The sequence below is a fragment of the Lentzea sp. NBRC 105346 genome, from assembly GCF_030269605.1.
Classification (GTDB): Bacteria; Actinomycetota; Actinomycetes; order Mycobacteriales; family Pseudonocardiaceae; genus Lentzea.
In genome coordinates this window covers 21,157-38,473 of the sequence record NZ_BSTQ01000034.1, presented here as the reverse complement: position 1 = coordinate 38,473, position 17,317 = coordinate 21,157, and the positions used below count along the sequence as shown (strand labels likewise).

The following is a 17,317-nucleotide window of genomic DNA, read 5'->3' as shown; positions in this document are numbered from 1 at the left end:
GTTCTACAAGAACCAGTCTCGACGGGTAGTCGAAGTGGCGTGACCAGCGTCTTAGGCCTTCCCAAGATCATCCGGTACAGATCGGGTACAAAACTCGTCGGACAGGCTCGCAAACGCCGCATCGACGACCGCACGCGTGCCATCGCGCTCGTCATCCGGCCAGTACCCGAGGTACGTCTCCAGCGTGACCGTGGGCTTCGCATGCCCCATCGCCATCTGGACCGATTTCACGTTCTTGCCCGCGTAGATCAAGGTCGTGGCGAAGAAATGCCGCAACGAAGTCATCGTGTAGGTGTCCTCCGGAAGACCGGCCGCGTCGACCCCTGCCCTCCAGATGTCCGACCACCTCGACCCGCGCATCGGCCGGCCTGACGGATCGAGCCACAACAGCCTCGCCTTGCGCTGCCGCGGCTTGTCCGGATTCGTCCGGTCCCAGACGAGCACCGGCTTCGGGGGGTATAGCTCGATGTGGCGGGCCAGCATGTTCCCAGCCACCGTCGGCAGCTCAACGGTTCGCTTGCTCGACTTCGTTTTCAGTGGCGCGAGATGCGGCGTTCCGTTCGCCATCGTGAGCTGGTGACGGATGTGCACCTCGCGACGCAGGAAGTCCACAGCCTCCAGCTCGAGGCCGAACACTTCGCCGAGCCGGGGACCGCAGCCGGCCGCGAGGAAGATCGTCGAGCGGTAGTAGGTGTCCATGCTGCGCGCGAGCGCGTCGACCTGCTCGATCGTGGGCAGGTCGTACTCGCCGTCGGGCAGCTCGGGCAGAACGATGTCGACGCACGGGTGGGCCGGAATGACGCGATCGGTCACGGCGCGCTTGAACATCGGGTAGACGACGCTGTTGTAGATCGTGCGTAGCGTGCTGGCGGCAAGCGGCTTGCGGTCGTTGGTCTCTGTGCGCCGGTCGGTCACCCAGTCCTGGATCGTGCCCGACACGACCTGGACCATCTTGTACTCGCCGAGCACTGGCTTGATGTGGTTCTCGACGATCCCGGCGTACTTGCTGCGGGTTGACGTCCGCTTCTGGAGGCGGCTGAGCCACGTGTCGGCGTAGTCGGCGACGAGCTGCTGGCCGGCCTTTGGGTCGATGTACCGGCCCTCGGCGATCGCTGCCTTGATCTTGTTCTCGAACTCCTCGGCGCTGTCGACCCCGCTCTTCTTGTCGAAGTGGGCCGTACGGTCCTCACCAGTGACCGGGTCCGTGTAGTTGACCCGCCACCGCTGCCCCCTGCCGTGGCGCTTGGACTTCACACGCCGGTCTTTGCCGTCTGGCCCTTTCTCCTTCTTCTTTAGGTACCAAAGATCTTGTGGGGCCACGCGCGTATCCTTTCTTGCCGAACGAATCGGGAACGCGATTCCCCTTCGCGTTCCCGATTCAAACTGGCGGTTAGCTGGCACTACTCGATGGAACGCAGTCCTCGACGTCGATTGGTCGCGGACACAAGTGCGTCTGCTGTCGAGTCCGTTTCCCGCGACTGGGCGCGCACCACTGCGGAGGCACAGATAACCGTGCCAACTACCACAAGTGCGGCGAGTCCGAGCAGGAAAAGCACCAGAAGCCTGCGCGCCGGGTCGGTGCGAAGAATCTCGATCGTGAGCCACACGAACGGGACGCCAAGCACGTATGCGATCGCGCGCCACAGCTTCACGTTCATCATTTGGTTGAGCCTCCCCATGCTGGGTCGCGGCGGAATTGACCCCTTGTGCCCGCCATATCGGGGACGAATATGAGCGGAGTTACCTGGAATAACCTAGTTGCGGACTCAACCACCCGAACGGCCCAGGATTTTCACCTTGCGCTACGAGGCGCTACGTTTCGCAGCCTCCTTTCGTCGCCGCGCGTCATCGCGCATGTCCAGAGCGTCAACGAGCCACTGGTCCGCGTCCGCACGGGTGATCCCCCGTCCGGTCTCCACGATTCGGAACAGCCGGACGAGTTCGTCATTGCTCGCGCCGATGATTGCGGCCTCGGCCTCGTCGACGTCGGCCTCGGTCACCGACTGCTCTGGCGGCCCGCCAACGTTGGGCTCGCCACCTCGCAGCACGGTGGTCGCACCGCCGGCGCCCCAGCCGAGCGCCGACTCGACCAGAGCGAGAGTGCTTCGGGCGACTCGTCTCCCAGCCTCAAGCTCGCGGAGTGTGCGCGTGCTGATGCCGGCCGCCTTGGCGAAGGGCTCTTGGGTTCGGTAGCCGAGTTCAACCCTTCGGCTCACCACGTAGTCGCCTAGCCTCTCCCAATCCTCGCTCATGGACCTACTGTGCCCGCCTGGTCGCGCCGCGTCTAACCGTCGATGAGGCCTGGTAGGCGGCCGTTCTGCCGTTCCTCGCATGCTTCCTCCCCTACTCGCATGCCCTCTTGTATACCGCTCGGGTCACGATCTGGCTATATGCAGACGCGCGGCAAGTTGCGTCTTGCGAACTCTCCGAAACTTGCCTAATCTCGCCGCATGCCCCGCCCAAGAGGACTCAGCGTGAACGCCAACCGCATCCGCGGCCGGCGCGAGGAGCTGTGCAAAACCCAGCGGCAGATGGCGATCGAGGCAGGCATCGGTGTCTCTACCTGGGCCAACTACGAGAACGGTCACCAGGACCGTGCGTCGACCCAGACCTTGCAGAAGGTCGCCCGTGCTCTCCGGTTGGACCTCGACGACGTGGTCGACACCCGGCCGCGGCCTGAGCCGATCCCCCGCCCACCCGGCCCGCCGAAGGACCCCGAGCAGGACCGACCGCCGAACAAGCCGGGTGTCGCCGCCCGCCAAGGGAAAGGCCGCGCTCGTGCCGAAGCCGCAGGATGACCCGCTGCTGCGACCAGAAGAGGTCGCCCCGCTGCTCAACGTCGCCAGGGGAACGCTCTACCGCTGGCGCCACCACGGCGAAGGGCCGACGTCGATCAGGGTCGGCGGGGGCGTCCGTTACCGCAAGTCCGATGTGGACGCCTACATCGTCAAGCAGGCCGAGACCACTGCTCGCGGCGACGACGTCTAGCAGCCGCGCCGACTTCGCGCCGCCTGCTGACCTGCCTTCCCACCGAAACGAAAAGCCGGGGCCGCCCGCGTCACCGGACGACCCCGCCGACCACCAGAGAAGAGACCTCTCGTGACCGAGCCCATGATCGCAGAAGAACAGCCCAGAACCAGCAACTGGTTCACCCCGGCCAGCGGCGTGCTGAACAGCCCGGAGCCGGCCGCCGAGGCGGTCGACGAGCCCGTCGACGTCGAGCCCGCCGAGCAGGTCGAGGCGCTTGACCCGGACCCGCTATCGGACGTCGAGGTCGGGTCCACCTTCATCGCGCCCAGCGAAAAGGACCCGCGGTGCGGCGCGCACGGTGAGGACGGCGTGGTGTGCGTCCGCCGACCGCACCCGCCGCAGTGGCGCCACTTCGCGATCGTCGACTACCGCGTGGTCGCCGCCTGGCCCGCCTCGCCCGCGGCCGCCGAGGACGTGCCGTCGATCGGCCGTCACCGCACCGGCGTCGCCGTGACCGACCTGCTGGCCCCCGCCACGCTCCCGGCCGACCCGCTCGGTCACGTGCGGGTCGACGACCCGGACCCATTGGCGGACATCGACGGCGAATTGTGTCGGGCGACCGGACCCACGGTGTTCGATCTCGCTGGCAGGGAGATCCGCAACGTGTGCGACCGCGCACCGCATCCGGCGCACTGGCAGCACATCGCGGTCGACGTCGACGAGGTCGTCGAGGTGTGGGTGTCCGACCCCGCCGACGAGCCCGCCGAGCAGCCGGTCACGCCGGGGGACCGGGCCGACGTGGTAGACGCTGTCGAGCAGAAGATCGAGCTCGGCGACGGCGTCGCGCTCGAGGAGGTCGACGAGTCGTTCGACGAGCGGGCCGAGCACGTCCTGCGGGCTGACACGGCGAGTCGCACGGTGCTGCGCGGCATGCTCGACGAACGCCGCCGTGAGCGCGTCGCGGCGGTGTTCACCGAGTACGGCGTGCTGTCGCCCGACCTGATCGCGAGCCTGCCGACGCGGCTGATCGTGGCGTTGGAGCGCGCCGTGTGCGCGCTCGGCGAGCCGATCCCGCCGGTCGAGCCGGTCGAGCCGATCGCCGTCGCCGCTGGCGGTGCGCGATGAGCAAGCCCATGCGCAGCGCGGTGTACCGCAACGTCCAGCGCACCCTGCAGGCGGTCCAGGCCATCGCGAACAGGAAGCTGGCCCTCGACGCGAGCGACGAGCAGGTGATCGCCCAGCACCGCGCGCTGATGCGGTCCTGCCGACAACTGCGGCTCGCGTGCGTTGAGGCCAGCAGCTACTACCGCGACGGCAGCAGCGCGCAACTGTTCGCCGGGATCGCCGCCATGGCGCTGAACGGCCTCGTCGAGTCGAACAACACCGCGGCCGCGCTGCTCCAGGACGAGCCGGCCATCACCACGCCGTCGGGGGGTGCGTGATGGCGGGACTCCCGAAGTGGCAGCAGCCGCTAGCCGAGCGAGCCGAGCAGGCGGACGCGCGGATCCGGCAGGCGATGCATGCGCCGGGCGGTGGCAGCGGTGCGCTTGCTGCGGTCGCGACCGGTGACCGCGAGCTGGCCGAGCTGTGCCTCGAGGTGGCCGAGCGGACCGCGTCACCGTTGCTGCGGCAGCTGCTGCAGCACGGCGCGCGGGCGCTGGCCGCCGTGGCGCATGACCTGGAGTCGACGGTGTGGGCGCACACCGACCACGCCCCGGTGCCCGACACGGCCGTGCCGTCCGACGAGGAGTACCTGCAGGGCGCGGACGAGCCGGTCGACGTCGACGAGGACCAGGCGGACGAGCCGAGCGGCGACCTTGTCGACGAGGTGACGGCAGTCGAGCGGGAGCTCGGCGAGACGGAGCCTGAGCCGCGGCCGCAGCAGCCGGCCGTCGAGGAGCTCGACGAGACTTACTTGACGGCGCGCAGCGCGTTCCAGGCCGCCATGGTGTCCGAGGGGTTCGGCGACGCCGCCGCGAGCCGTGCGGTCGCCGAGGCCGCCGACGCTGTCGCGGCCGCGCTGCGACGAGCGCGCGATTCCGGTCACTACCAGGGGATCGCGTTGTGGGCGCTGGAAGACGCGTGCATGTACTACAAGCGGATCGCCGAAGAGGCTCGCTGGCGCGGTGACCCGGCGCCCGGCGGTACACCGTGAGCGCCCTGCGGGCCGTGGGCCTGTTCCTCGTCGACCTCGTCGTCTGCCTCGCGCGGATGCTGCTGCCGGCGTTCTGGTCCGCGGTCGCGCTCGCGGTGATCTCCCTGATGGGCCGAGTGGCGACCGCCTACTACTGCCCCGCGTTCGGCGGGTTCGTCGTCGGCGCGCTGGCGGTGTGCGTGGTGCTGTGCCTGCTGCTGTGGGCCCAGGTGCGCCACCAGTGGTGGACGCCATGACCCCGCCCGAACCGGCTGCGGATTTCGAGCAGGCCCTCGACGAGCTGGAGCTGTCGGCGCCGGTGGCCGTCGTGTTCGTACTCGCGCCGCTGGCCGCTATCGCGGCCACGCCGCCGACCTCTCCGTTCTTCCCCGGCCTGGCCGTGCTCGTCGCGCGCCTGGCCGAGCTGCACCTCCACCTCAACCCCTGGATCTGGTGACCTGTGAAGAGATTGCTCTGGCTCGCTGTGGCCGCGCTGCTGGTGTGGGCGCCGCTCGTGGCGTGTGACCCGACGTGGCCGACGAGCCCGGCCCCGACCACCGGGTCGGTGCCGGCCGCGCCCACCACCGTGCCCTCAGCGGTGGTGATCCGCCCATGACCACGACGACTACGAGGGCGCCCGCCCGCCGCAGATGGAAGTTGCCGCCGCTGGGCTCGGAGCTCAGCGCGCGCGAGCTGCAGGTGCTGCGGCTGCTCGCGCAGGGCCTGAGCAACGCGGCGATCGGCGACCGCCTCGGCCTGGCGCTCGACACGATTCGGGTCTTCGTGCGGAAGGTGTTCGCCCGCCTTGGTGCGAATGACCGTGCGCACGCCGTGCGGCGGGGGTTCGAGCTCGGCCTGCTCGCCGCCGACCCGGCAGCCTCTCGCTCCCTGTCCGGCCCCGCGCTGAGCGCCTCGCAGGTGGAGATGCTCGACCTGGTCTCGCGTGGCCTGACCAACGTCCGGATCGGTCAGCGCATGGGGATCACCGAGAGCGTGGTCGTGGACCGCTGCAGGCGGCTGTACCGCAGGCTCGAAGCCCGCGACCGTGCGCACGCCGTCCGGCGCGGGTTCGAGCTCGGCCTGCTGTCCGGGGCCGGGCGGGGTGAGCATCCAATGAGCCCGATCCGCATCCCGACCATCGACGAGCGACTGGCCGCGATCCGGGCGCGGCTGGCGGCAGCGACCGCGGGCCCGTGGCGGGTCGCGCCACCGGACTACGGGTGGACCGGTCCGGACGGCCGCCCGCATGAGTTCGTGCACGTCCTCGACGTCGACGGCCGGCCGAGTCCGGTCGCGCTGACCGGGCCCAAGCACGTCGACGAGCAGTCCCGGCACGACGCCGAGTTCATCGCCGCCGCAAGAGCCGATCTGCCCTGGCTGCTCGCCGAGCTCGACCGGTTGCGGGCGGCGCGGATGCGCGGCTGGGACACCGCACTCGACTCCGCCCAGCACGCCGGCCTGCTCTCCGACCAGGTCGACCGGCAGCGCGCGAAGATCGGCGAGCTGGTGGCCGAGGTCGAGGAACTGCGCGCCGAGCTCGCCGACATCGGCGGCAGCGGCGAGCACGCCCCGTACGGCGTGGCCCCGGACGAGTACGAACCCGCGGACGTCGCGACGGCCCGCCAGCTATGGCAGGCGATCCGCGGCCAGTTCGACCCGTGCGACGCCTGGGACGCCGAGCAGATCCGCGCGCTGCTGCGCACGTTCGTCGCCGTGCTCACCCGCCGCCGCGCCGAGCTCGAACCGGACACCGCGCCGCTGCGCGAGCAGCTAGACCGCGCACTCGGCGAGGACATCTCCGAGTACATCGCGCCGCGGCCCGACGACTTCGGCGGCTACGACATCGACCGCCGCGCCCTGCTCGACCTCGTCATGGACGTCGTCCGGCCGCACCTGATGCCCCCAGGAACGCCGCAGGGGCACCGGCTGCTCGCCGAGGCCGTGCAGCGCGCCGAACAGCTCGGCTGGCGCACGATCAGCGTCTCGCGCCTCGCCGCGATCGCCGCGGGCCGCGTCGACTCGCTGCCCGCGCCAGGTGGTGATGGCCGTGGGTAAGCGACCGCGTTTCCCCAAGACCCGCCACGTGATCCGGCACTGGCTGGGCATGCACAGCTGGCGGATCTCGATCGCGGGCACCGTGGCCGGTGGCTGGGCGTGGCACGTGTCGTGCCGCTGCCGCCAGGTACACCGCGGCCTCGAGGTGACCGAGAACGACGCGCACGCCGAGGCGCTGCGCCTGGTCGCCGTCCGCGATGAGTACCGGTACGGCCAGGTGTACGGCACGCACGGCTCGCACCTGTGGCCCAAGACCCCGGTACTGCACGTGCCCGCCGAGGCCTTCCCGCTGCCGGACCCGTTGCGCGGCACTGGATCGGTCGTCGCGTGCGACGCATCGATCCGCAAAAGCGACGAGCACGCCGGATGGGCGGCGATCACCGACGCTGGCTGGATGCTGTCCGGCACGGTCGACGGTGCCACCGAGAACGTGACCGGCCTGGAGCTGCTCGCGATCGCGCAGGCCCTGCGCCTCTACCCCGACCGCCACCCGGTCGACGTGTGGTCCGACAACGTCGACGCGCTGAACATGGCGCGCCGCATCCTGGCCGGCCGCGTCCGGCGGTTCGTCCAGTGCCCGGCCTGGGTGCCGTACGAGGCGTATGTGTTGCTGCGCAAGGCATCCGACCGGCAGGTCAACGCGCGCATCAGCTACGTCCGGTCCAAGGCCACCCCGCTGCACCGGGTCGCCGACCGCCTCGCCCGCGCCCTGCCCTACGAGCACCTGCTCGCCGAGCTCGCCGCCGGCCCGACCTCGAGCGGTGAGGAGCGATGACGCCCTGGCTGATCGCGGTGGTGCTCGTCGCCGCCGGGCTGCTCGCGGCCCTGTGTGCCGTGATCGGGCTGCGCGGCACCCGCCGCGCCGACCACGGCACCACCGACCGGCCGCTCTACGACTTCAGCGCCATGCCCCGCGTGCGTACCGACGGCGAGATCTACGACCTGCAGCGGATGCGCCAGATCGCCCGCGAAACCCGGCGCGAATGGCGCCCAGACCGAGGAGATACCCCTTGACCGACACCAACATCGACCGGCTGCCCGTGGCCCTGAACAACGGCACCGAGGACGACTTGCTCGCGCTCGGTTTCGAGCTCGGCGAGCCTGACCCGGACGACCCCCTGTTCCGGTCCGCTGTGCTGCCCGCGCGCTGGTCCCGTACGGCCGGCGAGGTGCCGATGTGGACCTACATCGTCGACGAGCACGGCCGCCGCCGCTGCGCCGTCTTCTACAACCCTGGGCCAGCAGAGCGCATTGCGCGCATGTCGATCGCGGACCCGTACGCCTATGGCCAGGACCTCGTCAACGACGAGCGCACCCCGCTGGTCCTCGACGACTGGGCCACTGCCGAGCGGCTGATCGACGCGGTGACCGAGCGCCGCCGCCAGGAAGTCGAGTTCCGCACGAGCTTCGGACTCCACGACAAGGACTCGCACGCGCAGGTCGACGCGCGAATCGCCGCGTGCGACCGCGTGCTGAGCCGTATCGCCAAGGCCACCGAGGCCTCGGCCGCCACCGCAAGCAACTGAGGAGTAGATCCCTTTGACCGCAACGTTCCCGCGCCACGCCGGCGTCGTGCACATCGCCGGACTCGACGTCGAGATCGGCACGCTGCTGCGACAGCGATGCGCCTGGTGCGGCGAGATCCTCGCCGACTACGACCTACGCAACGTCGCCGCCCCGATCGGCCAGGACCCGCGCCCAGCCACCTGGCCCGTGGGCGGACTCGTCGCCGTCGACGGCAACCTCAAGACCGCGGTCGAGCACCACGCGGGTGACCCGTTGCCCGCCAACGCTTGCCTCGACCGCGACGCCAAGCAGCTCACCAAGAAACCCGGCAACCACATCGACGGCACCGTGCACGGCACCGTCGTCCAGGCCGGCCGGATCGGCGGCACCGTCCACATTCGGTAAGCCCAGCTCGACCTGCGGCGGCCGGTGCCTACTTCCCTGAGGCACCGTCCGCCGCTCCCGCACATCCACCCCAGACCGTCCAGAAAGGACACGACATGGCGGCACCGTTGCATACCAACCAGCTCGTCGACGACCGCATCGTGCGCCACGTCGTGTCCGGCCGCCAGGTCCACCGACCGCTCACCATCGCCGAGCGCAAGGCCGTCGCCCGCCGGATGCGGCAGCTGCGCGCCGAGCCCGTCGCGATCGGCGCACAGCTCGGCGTCACTCCGTCCGCGGTCGCGGCGTTCCTCGCCACCGAGGTCCACCGGTGACCGCGCGCCGGGAGGCGGACTGGGTGCTCGTCGAGCGCGCGGCCGCCGGCCGAGCGACCAAGGCCGAGGTCGCCGAGCTCGGCCTCGATCAGCTGCAGCACGTCGTCGAACGGCTCAGCAGGCGCGGCTGGAGCGCCGCCGAGATCGCCCAGCAGCTGCACATCCCCGAGCGCCGCGTGACGCGCCTGCGTTCCCGTGCCACACGCCAGAAAGCGAGGACCACCGGGTGACCCACACCGACCCTGACCGCACCACCGAAGGGCCGGTGACCTGATGCCGTGGTTCAAAGGCGACGACAAGGCCTACGGCAACCCGAAGCTGCGCGCGGTCGCGGCCGCCAGCCGCGGCGCCATGACCGGCGTGACGTTCTGCTGGCTGTACGCCGCACAGCAACGCACCAATGGCTGGCTGCCGCAGTGGGTGGTGGACAACGAGTTCCGGCCCGCCGAGCTCGTCGCGGTCACCACGATCAAGGCCAACGGCCGCGCCCCGCTGCTGCACCAGTACAACCCCGACACCCCGCCAGACGAGCTGTGCGACTGCCTCACTGGTCTCAGGTGGACACCGGAGATGGGCGGCTACTGGATCCACGACTGGCTCGACCACAACCCGTCCAAGGCCGAGAACACCGTGCACCGCGCCAAGCGCCGCGAGCTCGGCGACAAGGACTTGATCCACCTGGTCAAGATGCGCGACGGCAACGCCTGCCGCTACTGCCTGATCGTCGTCCCGTGGGCCGACAAGAAGTCCGCCAACGCGCTGTGCATCGACCACGTCGACCCCACCGTCGCGCGCGGCGCCGACAACCTTGTCGTCGCCTGCACCTCCTGCAACGCCCGCAAGAAGGATGCCCGCACCCCCGAGGCGGCCGGCCTCACCCTGCACGGCCCGCCCGTGCCCGGCACCGTCCCGGCCGATGGCTGGCCCAAGGGCACCGATCCGCTGTCCATCCAGCGCGTCACCCCCTGGCCCCCAGAGATCGAGATCGCCGACCAGATCGCCTCCGAATCGCCCGATCCGATCGCCGATCGATCACCGATCGGATCCGGATCCGATCACCGATCCGAACTTGATCAAACCGTTGATCCACATCCCAGGGACAGGTCTGTGGAAAACCAGACCGACCAGGCACAACACACCACCAGAGCATCACCGGATGCCACCACCGACGGCCTGCCTCTGGAGAGGGGTGGGGATGGGTCGGGCAGCCGCACATCACCCGGTCCACACCCCACCCAGACCGGCGGCGACGTAGGCCCCCGAGGCAGACGCACCCAAGTCGGACCCGCCACCACACCCCGCACCGCAGCCAGCCCACCCACCTACCGCAAGACCGCCACCAGCAACCCGCCCGACCCCGAGGAGAGGAGATCACCGTGAGATCCAAGCGCGACAACGCAGGCCCCCAGGAGGTGTTCCGCTGGAGCCTCCTCGAGGAACGCGCACACGCCCGCACCGTTGCCTGCCCAGCACCACCCAAGGGCTGCGGCCAGCCTGTCGGCGCCGACTGCCTCGGCCCCCCACCGCTCAACCCCGGCGCCGAACGCCAGCCCTTCAGCGGCAGCGCCCACCACGCCCGGATCAAGCTGGCGGACCAGGCCAACCCGGACAACGCCCGCCCGGCCCTGCCGCCCGAACCCGACGCGGGCGGCCGGCGCCACCTCGTCGCCGCGGACAAGCTCCGCAGCGACCTCGCCCCGCACCGCGTGGCGTGCGACCACTGCGGCCGCTCGATCGTCTGGGCCTTCAACGCCAAGGGCGACAAGCTGCCCGTCGACGCCGACCCCGACCCCACCGCGATCAAGCAGGTCGTCCTGCTCTCCATCGACGGCAAGGGCTTCCTTCAAGCGGTCTACCTCAACGAGCGCCAGGCCGTCGGCGCCCGCCACCACGGCCAGCAACTGCACCAGCCACACCGCGAGACCTGCCGCTACGGCCACCTCTGGTCCCGCTTCAAGAAGTAGCCCCACCTCGAGGAGACACGTCACCGCCATGACCACCGTCACCGATCCGGCCGTGCAGGTGCACACCAGATGCGCCATACCGGGATGCCACAACCTGTTGCGCCCCAGCGAGATCCCGCGCGTCTGCACCGCACCGTGCAACATCACGTGGCTCGCCGCCATGATGTCGCGCAGCTTGCAAGAGGCCTTCCGCGTACTGACGCCAGCCTTCGCGGCCATGGCCGAAGCGTTCAGGCACACCGCCGAGCACATCGGCCCTCTACTTCTCCTGATTCGGTTGCGGCCCAAGCGCCGTAGCGGTCCGCTACCGCTGTGCATCGACGGTCACGCCTACCGCAACCGCACCCGCCGCCGCACGAGGAAGAACCGCCGATGACCAAGCCCGTCACCTATGAGCGCTGCGACCTGCCCAGCTGCACGGTGCTCACGCTGTCGTGGGCCCACACGCTGGGCAAGTACTGCAGCGCCGAACACCGCGACGAGCACCAGACGATCAAGGCGCTCATCCAGACCCCAGGAGTCCCCGCCGGACACGTCGGCCGCCTCCTGGCCGACCGCATGCACGAGCTGGGACACCGCGTCGACGCACCCGCGGCCAGCAGCGCCGGCGACTGCCGGGACACCGATGCTCAGCCGTTCGCGCAACAGGTTGCCGTGGCGGCCGCGCCGCTGTTCGCCCGGATCATGCGGTGGATGACTGGGCGGTGGTCGCGATGACCATGGACGTCGACGAGATCCCGATCGTCACCGAGGTCGATCACGACGGCGACGGCGAAGACGGCACCGTCTACGTCCACGTGGGAATCATCAACGCGGACGGCGAACAGTGCTCCGGCTCGGCGACCGCGCCCATGGAGATCACCGCCGACGAGGTCGCCCGCCTGATCGTGCGCGCCGCACTCGGCGCCGCGGCCGCGCACAGCACCGACACGTGGATCGCCCTGCAACAGCTGCTCGCCAGTGAACCAAGGAGCTCCGGACCGTGAACCGCATCCGCATCGTCGCCAACAAAGAGCACGTCGACGGGCTCGTCACTGACGCCGACAGCGGCAAGCCGCTGCCAGCCAGGGCCGCCGTGCTGAGGATGGCGGTCGGCCACGTCCCGGTGGCCGAGCTGGAGGTGTTCGTCACCGAGGTCGACGTCACCGTCAACGCGGACGAGGTCAAGTGGTTGGGCCTCGACCGCGTCCCGCTCGCCGCTTTGCGCGCCGAGCTCGCCCGCCGCGAGGCGCACCCGCCGGAGGTGACGGGTTGACCAACCGTCCGGACGCGACCCAGCCGTGTGCCGTCCACCCGCACGGCGGCCGCCGAGCGCTACCTGGCTTCCGCGTGTGCGAACCCTGCATGCGCGAGGGTCGCCAGGCGCTCGACGACATCGAACGGATCGCGTTCACCATCTGGAACGACCCCGACGCGCTGCTGCCGAAACGCGGCAGCGATGTCGCCCGCGGTTCCTCGAGCTACAAGAGCGCGAGCCCCGCGAACGATCTCGTCCTCGCGCTCACCGACTGGCGCTCGATCGCCGAACGCCGCGGCGACCCCGACGCGTTCGCCGACGTCGTGTTCTTCTGGTCCGAGCGCGTGTGCGAGCTCACCGGCCTGTACTACCCAGCTCCACCACCAGGCAAGTGGCCCTCGATCATGGTCCTCGGCCGCATGTGGCACTGGGTGTGCAAACAGGACTTCGCCGGCCTCTGCGTGTGGGACATGACCAACACCGCGAACAGCCTGCGCGAGGTAGCCCACGAGAACCGCGGCAAAGCCAAGCTCGGCCGCTGCCCCGTCCCCCTCGACGGATTGCGCTGCGGCTACCTGCTCCTGGTCCGCCCAGACGCCGACCACGTCACCTGCCCGCGCTGCACCACCCGCTGGGCCCGCGACCGATGGATCGACCTCAGCGACTGGATCGCCGAGGCCGACGGCAGGGAGCGCCGCCGATGATCAAGCCACGCAAACGGCTCGCCGACACCGCGGCGATCGCCGCCCACTTCGGCGTCGCACCCGGCACCGTGCGGTCCTGGGCATCCCGCTACCGCTGGACCCGGTACGGCACCCGACGCACCCGACAGTGGGACCTCAACGAAGCACAAGCCACCTACAGCAAGCACATCCGGAAGGATCCCGAACATGCCCCGTAAAGCCGCCACCGCGCACCGGATCGAGTTCGACTCGCCCGCCACCATCGACGAGCTAGTCGAAGCGCTCACCGAGCTGCGCGCCACGTTCGGCGGCGACGCCACCCCGCGCGTGCGGGTCAAGGCCTCGTTCAACGCCGACGGCGGGCACATCGTCAAAGTCACCGCAGGGAGCTGAACATGGAGATCCGCAAGCTGAACCCGTACGAGCCGACGAGCCGCGCTGAGGCGCAGGAGTTCGCGCGCCAGCTACGTCAGCTCGCGGATGAGGTCGAGGCCACACCGCCGTTCAGTGCGGAGATCAAGACCGCGGTGACCGGCGGCATCGGACGCACACCTGAGTTCGACAACCCCGACCTCCGGCGCAGGGCCGACACCATGGTCCACATCCAGTGGTGGCCGTGACCCTTGACATGGAATCGAACAAGTGTGCGATAGTGCGGGCCCGGCTGGCGAGGGAAGCGCCAGCCGGGCCTACCCACCTCAGGAGCCAGGCATGGGTTACACGATTCCGACCCCACCACCATCGCCAGTGCAACAACTGGGCCAGGCGCACGCCGTGCTCGGCGACTACCTGGCCGAGGCCAAACGGCTCGAAGAGGCCCACGTGCCGGTCGACGGGCCGCCACTGACCGAGGTGCTGAAGCTGGCCAAGCAGCTCGTCGACCTGAAGGCCACCGCCACGCCGCGATGAGGGCCCCTGCTTGCCTGTTGATCAGCACGCAACGTATCGTCGTTCACGTTGGTGAAGTGTCTGCACAGGACACCGCCGCCGACCCTCGTTCACCCACAAAATTCACCGCCTGACCGGGGATTGGCTCCCGGACCCGAGGCCCTCGCATCAGACCCATTGGTGCGGGGGCCTCGCGTACGTCAGGGGGCGTCATGCCGGTGACCCTCATCGCGGGTCCGCCGTGCGCGGGCAAGACCACCAAGGCCTTGGAGCTCGCGCGGCCGGGCGACCTGGTGATCGATCGGGACGCGATCGCGCGGCAGCTTGGTAGCAGCCGGCTGCACATGCACACCCCGTACATCACACGCCTGGCCGAGCAGCGCATGCGCGCCCAGCTCGTCCAGCTACAGACGAACCGAGGCATCACCGCCTACGTGGTGCGGTGCCTGCCCGGCGCCACACAGCGGCAGTCCTGGGTGAGCCGGTTCCGCGCCCGCCTAGTGCTGCTCGACCCCGGCATCGACGAGTGCCTGCACCGCGCCCGCGTCGACGGCAGGCCACCGGGCACGTTCGCCGCGATCCGCCAGTGGTACCAGCGCTACCAGGCGCAGCCCGTAGCCGAGGCCCGCCCGTGCATGGACTGTGGCCGGCCTGCCTTGAGTGCGCGGTGCAAGAGCTGCTGCGAGCGGCTGCGGTCGGGCCGGCCGTGGCGTCGCCTGCAGGCCCAGGTGTTCAGCGAAGAGACGCACTGCTGGATCTGTGGTGGCTGGGTGGACCAGGACCTGCACGCGGATCACGCGTGGTCGCGCACGGTCGACCACCTCGTGCAGCTGCGCGACGGCGGTGACGCACTAGACCGGGCCAACTGCAGGCTCGCTCACCGCGGCTGCAACACCGGCCGCGCCAACAAGCTCAGGGCCAAGGGGAATGCGACCCGAGAACCGTTGATCGTCGACCCCAGATCCATTTGATCACTCGGTCCACTTGAAACGATCGCACCCCCTCTGACCTGCGGAAACGTAGATCGAATCGCAAGCCTCTGACCTGCGGAAACGTTTTTAGTGGATCACCACGGACCACCCCGCGCCCAACCCTCCCCCTTTATCCCCCCGCCGAAATTTAGGGGGCGAGAATGGCCGATTCGCCCGCTCTCCGGCAGCGCCGATCGCGCCTGCATAAGCGGGGTGACCACTCGCTCTGCGTCCTCGGACGGTGCCCTGCCGTCACGCCGCCCGTGACGCGTGACACCGCCTCTGACCAGGGCGAACGCACGGCCGGTTTGGCGGCCGCGGGCCGGTCGTTGTGGTCGCTGATGACGGCCGGAGCGATGCTCGGCCCGATGCAACGAGTGATGTTGCTGGAGGCCTGCCGAATCGTCGATCGCCTCGAAAAGCTCGACTCGATCCTGCGCGGCGCCGAGCGCGACTGGCTGCGGCTCGAACCGCTCGACGACGAGGGCACGGCGTACGTGGTGATCGTCGACAAAGCGCTGTCGGAGTCCCGGCAGCAGGCCGCGACGCTCAAGGGCCTGCTCGCCGAGATCCGCCAGGCCGGCCGCACCGGCGTCCGCCCTGCGTCCGGAACGGGAGCCCCGGCCAAGGAGGAGCAGCCGAGGCGGGAGGGCGGCACCGTTGCCAACCTCACCCCCCGGATCGTTGCTCGACAGGCCGAGACCGCGCATTGAGGTAGCGCCCGCCTACGTCGGCACCTACGGCCCCGCGGCGGGCGAGCTGATGGCGCGGGCGGGCAAGCCGCTCGACTCGTGGCAGCAGGACGCCGTCGACTTGCTGCTCGCCGTCGACGCGGACGGCCAGTGGGCGTGCTTCGAGTACTGCGAGATCTGCAGCCGGCAGAACGGCAAGGGCGCGATCCTCGAAGCCAGGGCGTTGTTCGGGTTCCTGGAGCTCGGCGAGAACCTGATCCTCTGGTCGGCACACCAGTACAAGACCGCCAAGGACGCGTTCCGGCGGATGCGCAAGCTGTTCCGGACGCTGGGCACGGTCATCAACGACAACCTCGTCGTGGTCGACGGGGTCTACATCAAGATCAGCAACACCAACGGTGACGAGGGCTTCGAGCGGCTCGACACCGAGGCCCGGATCAAGTTCATCGCTCGATCCAAGGACTCCGGCCGAGGCCTCACCGGTGACTTGAACATCATCGACGAGGCCTACGACTACACCCCCGAGCAGCAAGACGCGCTCGGCCCGACGATGCTCGCGGTGCCGAACCCACAGTTCGTCTACACCAGCTCGCCGCCGCTGACCGCCGACACCGGCGAGGTGTTGTTCGACCTCCGCGCCCGCGCGCTGGAGATGATCGAGACCGGCGTCGAGGATGCGCTCGGCTACCGGGACTGGGGCCTGCCCGGCGACCTGGACAAGCTGGACGGCGTCGACTTCGACGACCCGGACAACTACAAGCGCACCAACCCGGCGCTGTGCACCGGCCGGGTCACCATCCCGAAGATCAAGAAGCTGCGACGGATGCTCGGCACCCGCGGCTTCGCACGCGAGTGCTTCGGGCTGTGGCCGCGCCGGCGCGAGGGCGGCGGGGCGTTCGATTTGAAGAACTGGGCCGCGATGCTCGACGCGGTGTCGCGGCGTGAGGGCGACGTCGCGATCGCGGCCGACATCGAGCCGGGACGGGACTACGCGGCGATCGGTCTGGCCGGCCTCCGTGAGGACAGCCTTGAGCACTGGCAGATCGTTGACTTCCGGCAGGGCGTCGACTGGATGATCGCCCGGCTGGTCGAGCTCAAGGAAGTGCTCGACCCGGTCGCGATCGCGATGGGCAACGGCACCTTCAAGTCGCTGGAGACCGCGCTGACCGAGGCCGGGTTGAAACAGCCCGAGGACCCGGAGAAGCCCAAGCGGGGCGACCTGATGGTGCTCAGCCACGTCGAGATGTCCGCGGCGACCGGGCAGGCGATCGATGTGGTCAACGAACGCCGGGCCCGGCATCCCGGTCAAGAGCCGCTGGACGAGGCGGTGCGCGATACCAAGGTTCGGCGCACCACCGACTCGATCACGTTCTCCCGCAAGGACGAGAAGTCGCGGACGAGTCCGATCGTGACGGTCGCCGAGGCCAGGTTCGCGCTGCACACGCGGCTGCCGCTGCTGGTGGACACCTACGACCCGATGACGAACATCTGGTGAGGA

32 protein-coding genes are annotated in these 17,317 nt (G+C 69.7%); 29 read left to right on the top strand and 3 right to left on the bottom strand.

The window, feature by feature from the left end; genetic code table 11:
• Positions 1–51 precede the first annotated feature (51 nt).
• The 3 genes from QSK35_RS41885 to QSK35_RS41875 all read right to left on the bottom strand — a co-directional run bounded on the left by QSK35_RS41885 (position 52) and on the right by QSK35_RS41875 (position 2,252).
• The gene (locus QSK35_RS41885; RefSeq protein WP_285753934.1) at positions 52–1,254 is read right to left on the bottom strand and encodes a tyrosine-type recombinase/integrase; all 1,203 of its coding nucleotides are present in this window, start codon (positions 1,252–1,254) and stop codon (positions 52–54) included.
• A 146-nt stretch (positions 1,255–1,400) separates the two neighbouring features.
• A complete protein-coding gene (locus QSK35_RS41880; RefSeq protein ID WP_285753932.1) occupies positions 1,401–1,661 on the bottom strand; it encodes a hypothetical protein in 261 nt (86 codons plus the stop codon).
• Positions 1,662–1,802: 141 nt separating this feature from the next.
• A complete protein-coding gene (locus QSK35_RS41875) occupies positions 1,803–2,252 on the bottom strand; it encodes a helix-turn-helix domain-containing protein (RefSeq protein WP_285753930.1) in 450 nt (149 codons plus the stop codon).
• A 198-nt stretch (positions 2,253–2,450) separates the two neighbouring features.
• On the opposite strand from QSK35_RS41875, the gene QSK35_RS41870 reads away from it, so the two are divergent.
• The 29 genes from QSK35_RS41870 (at position 2,451) to QSK35_RS41730 (ending at position 17,314) form a co-directional block, all read left to right on the top strand.
• Positions 2,451–2,798, top strand: a complete 348-nt coding sequence (locus QSK35_RS41870; protein ID WP_285753928.1) for a helix-turn-helix domain-containing protein — start codon at positions 2,451–2,453, stop codon at positions 2,796–2,798.
• Positions 2,779–2,988 carry a helix-turn-helix transcriptional regulator gene (locus QSK35_RS41865; RefSeq protein WP_285753926.1) on the top strand — a complete coding sequence of 70 codons (210 nt, stop codon included), beginning with the start codon at positions 2,779–2,781 and terminating at the stop codon, positions 2,986–2,988. Before QSK35_RS41870 ends, QSK35_RS41865 begins: the two co-directional genes overlap by 20 nt.
• 111 nt (positions 2,989–3,099) lie before the next feature.
• Positions 3,100–4,095, top strand: a complete 996-nt coding sequence (locus tag QSK35_RS41860) for a hypothetical protein (RefSeq protein ID WP_285753924.1) — start codon at positions 3,100–3,102, stop codon at positions 4,093–4,095.
• Positions 4,092–4,412 carry a hypothetical protein gene (locus QSK35_RS41855; RefSeq protein WP_285753922.1) on the top strand — a complete coding sequence of 107 codons (321 nt, stop codon included), beginning with the start codon at positions 4,092–4,094 and terminating at the stop codon, positions 4,410–4,412. Before QSK35_RS41860 ends, QSK35_RS41855 begins: the two co-directional genes overlap by 4 nt.
• Positions 4,412–5,125, top strand: coding sequence for a hypothetical protein (locus QSK35_RS41850; RefSeq protein WP_285753920.1), 714 nt, complete (start codon positions 4,412–4,414; stop codon positions 5,123–5,125). Before QSK35_RS41855 ends, QSK35_RS41850 begins: the two co-directional genes overlap by 1 nt.
• Entirely contained in the window at positions 5,122–5,361 is a 240-nt protein-coding gene (locus QSK35_RS41845; RefSeq protein WP_285753918.1) for a hypothetical protein, read from the top strand. The genes QSK35_RS41850 and QSK35_RS41845 overlap by 4 nt, the downstream gene beginning before the upstream one ends.
• Entirely contained in the window at positions 5,358–5,561 is a 204-nt protein-coding gene (locus QSK35_RS41840; RefSeq protein ID WP_285753916.1) for a hypothetical protein, read from the top strand. The genes QSK35_RS41845 and QSK35_RS41840 overlap by 4 nt, the downstream gene beginning before the upstream one ends.
• Before the next feature lie 3 nt (positions 5,562–5,564).
• A complete protein-coding gene (locus QSK35_RS41835) occupies positions 5,565–5,720 on the top strand; it encodes a hypothetical protein (protein ID WP_285753914.1) in 156 nt (51 codons plus the stop codon).
• Positions 5,717–7,159, top strand: a complete 1,443-nt coding sequence (locus QSK35_RS41830) for a LuxR family transcriptional regulator (RefSeq protein WP_285753912.1) — start codon at positions 5,717–5,719, stop codon at positions 7,157–7,159. Before QSK35_RS41835 ends, QSK35_RS41830 begins: the two co-directional genes overlap by 4 nt.
• Positions 7,152–7,934, top strand: a complete 783-nt coding sequence (locus tag QSK35_RS41825; protein ID WP_285753910.1) for a ribonuclease H family protein — start codon at positions 7,152–7,154, stop codon at positions 7,932–7,934. Before QSK35_RS41830 ends, QSK35_RS41825 begins: the two co-directional genes overlap by 8 nt.
• A complete protein-coding gene (locus tag QSK35_RS41820) occupies positions 7,931–8,173 on the top strand; it encodes a hypothetical protein (RefSeq protein ID WP_285753908.1) in 243 nt (80 codons plus the stop codon). The genes QSK35_RS41825 and QSK35_RS41820 overlap by 4 nt, the downstream gene beginning before the upstream one ends.
• Positions 8,170–8,685: a hypothetical protein gene (locus tag QSK35_RS41815; RefSeq protein ID WP_285753906.1), complete on the top strand. Its 516-nt coding sequence runs from the start codon at positions 8,170–8,172 to the stop codon at positions 8,683–8,685. Before QSK35_RS41820 ends, QSK35_RS41815 begins: the two co-directional genes overlap by 4 nt.
• Positions 8,686–8,698: 13 nt before the next feature.
• Positions 8,699–9,070 (top strand): hypothetical protein, encoded by a 372-nt coding sequence (locus QSK35_RS41810; protein ID WP_285753904.1) that lies wholly within the window; start codon positions 8,699–8,701, stop codon positions 9,068–9,070.
• Between the two features lie 95 nt (positions 9,071–9,165).
• Positions 9,166–9,384, top strand: coding sequence for a hypothetical protein (locus QSK35_RS41805; protein WP_285753902.1), 219 nt, complete (start codon positions 9,166–9,168; stop codon positions 9,382–9,384).
• Positions 9,381–9,614, top strand: coding sequence for a helix-turn-helix domain-containing protein (locus QSK35_RS41800; RefSeq protein WP_285753900.1), 234 nt, complete (start codon positions 9,381–9,383; stop codon positions 9,612–9,614). Before QSK35_RS41805 ends, QSK35_RS41800 begins: the two co-directional genes overlap by 4 nt.
• Positions 9,615–9,657: 43 nt before the next feature.
• Positions 9,658–10,764, top strand: a complete 1,107-nt coding sequence (locus tag QSK35_RS41795; protein WP_285753898.1) for an HNH endonuclease — start codon at positions 9,658–9,660, stop codon at positions 10,762–10,764.
• Positions 10,761–11,348 (top strand): hypothetical protein, encoded by a 588-nt coding sequence (locus QSK35_RS41790; RefSeq protein WP_285753896.1) that lies wholly within the window; start codon positions 10,761–10,763, stop codon positions 11,346–11,348. Before QSK35_RS41795 ends, QSK35_RS41790 begins: the two co-directional genes overlap by 4 nt.
• Positions 11,349–11,376: 28 nt before the next feature.
• On the top strand, positions 11,377–11,724 hold the full coding sequence (locus tag QSK35_RS41785) for a hypothetical protein (protein WP_285753894.1): 348 nt from the start codon (positions 11,377–11,379) through the stop codon (positions 11,722–11,724).
• Entirely contained in the window at positions 11,721–12,065 is a 345-nt protein-coding gene (locus QSK35_RS41780) for a hypothetical protein (protein ID WP_285753892.1), read from the top strand. The genes QSK35_RS41785 and QSK35_RS41780 overlap by 4 nt, the downstream gene beginning before the upstream one ends.
• On the top strand, positions 12,062–12,334 hold the full coding sequence (locus QSK35_RS41775; protein ID WP_285753890.1) for a hypothetical protein: 273 nt from the start codon (positions 12,062–12,064) through the stop codon (positions 12,332–12,334). Before QSK35_RS41780 ends, QSK35_RS41775 begins: the two co-directional genes overlap by 4 nt.
• Positions 12,331–12,603 carry a hypothetical protein gene (locus QSK35_RS41770; protein ID WP_285753888.1) on the top strand — a complete coding sequence of 91 codons (273 nt, stop codon included), beginning with the start codon at positions 12,331–12,333 and terminating at the stop codon, positions 12,601–12,603. The genes QSK35_RS41775 and QSK35_RS41770 overlap by 4 nt, the downstream gene beginning before the upstream one ends.
• Positions 12,600–13,289: a hypothetical protein gene (locus QSK35_RS41765; protein ID WP_285753887.1), complete on the top strand. Its 690-nt coding sequence runs from the start codon at positions 12,600–12,602 to the stop codon at positions 13,287–13,289. Before QSK35_RS41770 ends, QSK35_RS41765 begins: the two co-directional genes overlap by 4 nt.
• The gene (locus QSK35_RS41760) at positions 13,286–13,486 is read left to right on the top strand and encodes a terminase gpP N-terminus-related DNA-binding protein (RefSeq protein ID WP_285753885.1); all 201 of its coding nucleotides are present in this window, start codon (positions 13,286–13,288) and stop codon (positions 13,484–13,486) included. Before QSK35_RS41765 ends, QSK35_RS41760 begins: the two co-directional genes overlap by 4 nt.
• The gene (locus QSK35_RS41755; RefSeq protein ID WP_285753883.1) at positions 13,476–13,661 is read left to right on the top strand and encodes a hypothetical protein; all 186 of its coding nucleotides are present in this window, start codon (positions 13,476–13,478) and stop codon (positions 13,659–13,661) included. The genes QSK35_RS41760 and QSK35_RS41755 overlap by 11 nt, the downstream gene beginning before the upstream one ends.
• A 2-nt stretch (positions 13,662–13,663) precedes the next feature.
• Complete coding sequence (locus QSK35_RS41750; protein WP_285753881.1) at positions 13,664–13,888, top strand: hypothetical protein; 225 nt, start codon at positions 13,664–13,666, stop codon at positions 13,886–13,888.
• Positions 13,889–13,979: 91 nt separating this feature from the next.
• Entirely contained in the window at positions 13,980–14,177 is a 198-nt protein-coding gene (locus tag QSK35_RS41745) for a hypothetical protein (RefSeq protein ID WP_285753880.1), read from the top strand.
• Positions 14,178–14,368: 191 nt separating this feature from the next.
• Entirely contained in the window at positions 14,369–15,127 is a 759-nt protein-coding gene (locus tag QSK35_RS41740) for an AAA family ATPase (protein WP_285753877.1), read from the top strand.
• A 263-nt stretch (positions 15,128–15,390) separates the two neighbouring features.
• Positions 15,391–15,840: a hypothetical protein gene (locus tag QSK35_RS41735; protein WP_285753875.1), complete on the top strand. Its 450-nt coding sequence runs from the start codon at positions 15,391–15,393 to the stop codon at positions 15,838–15,840.
• Entirely contained in the window at positions 15,812–17,314 is a 1,503-nt protein-coding gene (locus tag QSK35_RS41730) for a terminase large subunit domain-containing protein (RefSeq protein WP_285753874.1), read from the top strand. The genes QSK35_RS41735 and QSK35_RS41730 overlap by 29 nt, the downstream gene beginning before the upstream one ends.
• Positions 17,315–17,317: the final 3 nt, after the last annotated feature.

What these genes read in the sequence shown, in the direction of transcription:
- QSK35_RS41880 (WP_285753932.1), bottom strand. Translation starts at nt 1,661, where the DNA reads ATGATGAACGTGAAGCTGTGGCGCGCGATCGCATACGTGCTTGGCGTC.
- QSK35_RS41875 (WP_285753930.1), bottom strand. Translation starts at nt 2,252, where the DNA reads ATGAGCGAGGATTGGGAGAGGCTAGGCGACTACGTGGTGAGCCGAAGG.
- QSK35_RS41870 (WP_285753928.1), top strand. Translation starts at nt 2,451, where the DNA reads ATGCCCCGCCCAAGAGGACTCAGCGTGAACGCCAACCGCATCCGCGGC.
- QSK35_RS41855 (WP_285753922.1), top strand. Translation starts at nt 4,092, where the DNA reads ATGAGCAAGCCCATGCGCAGCGCGGTGTACCGCAACGTCCAGCGCACC.
- QSK35_RS41850 (WP_285753920.1), top strand. Translation starts at nt 4,412, where the DNA reads ATGGCGGGACTCCCGAAGTGGCAGCAGCCGCTAGCCGAGCGAGCCGAG.
- QSK35_RS41840 (WP_285753916.1), top strand. Translation starts at nt 5,358, where the DNA reads ATGACCCCGCCCGAACCGGCTGCGGATTTCGAGCAGGCCCTCGACGAG.
- QSK35_RS41830 (WP_285753912.1), top strand. Translation starts at nt 5,717, where the DNA reads ATGACCACGACGACTACGAGGGCGCCCGCCCGCCGCAGATGGAAGTTG.
- QSK35_RS41820 (WP_285753908.1), top strand. Translation starts at nt 7,931, where the DNA reads ATGACGCCCTGGCTGATCGCGGTGGTGCTCGTCGCCGCCGGGCTGCTC.
- QSK35_RS41805 (WP_285753902.1), top strand. Translation starts at nt 9,166, where the DNA reads ATGGCGGCACCGTTGCATACCAACCAGCTCGTCGACGACCGCATCGTG.
- QSK35_RS41795 (WP_285753898.1), top strand. Translation starts at nt 9,658, where the DNA reads ATGCCGTGGTTCAAAGGCGACGACAAGGCCTACGGCAACCCGAAGCTG.
- QSK35_RS41785 (WP_285753894.1), top strand. Translation starts at nt 11,377, where the DNA reads ATGACCACCGTCACCGATCCGGCCGTGCAGGTGCACACCAGATGCGCC.
- QSK35_RS41780 (WP_285753892.1), top strand. Translation starts at nt 11,721, where the DNA reads ATGACCAAGCCCGTCACCTATGAGCGCTGCGACCTGCCCAGCTGCACG.
- QSK35_RS41775 (WP_285753890.1), top strand. Translation starts at nt 12,062, where the DNA reads ATGACCATGGACGTCGACGAGATCCCGATCGTCACCGAGGTCGATCAC.
- QSK35_RS41760 (WP_285753885.1), top strand. Translation starts at nt 13,286, where the DNA reads ATGATCAAGCCACGCAAACGGCTCGCCGACACCGCGGCGATCGCCGCC.
- QSK35_RS41755 (WP_285753883.1), top strand. Translation starts at nt 13,476, where the DNA reads ATGCCCCGTAAAGCCGCCACCGCGCACCGGATCGAGTTCGACTCGCCC.
- QSK35_RS41750 (WP_285753881.1), top strand. Translation starts at nt 13,664, where the DNA reads ATGGAGATCCGCAAGCTGAACCCGTACGAGCCGACGAGCCGCGCTGAG.
- QSK35_RS41745 (WP_285753880.1), top strand. Translation starts at nt 13,980, where the DNA reads ATGGGTTACACGATTCCGACCCCACCACCATCGCCAGTGCAACAACTG.
- QSK35_RS41740 (WP_285753877.1), top strand. Translation starts at nt 14,369, where the DNA reads ATGCCGGTGACCCTCATCGCGGGTCCGCCGTGCGCGGGCAAGACCACC.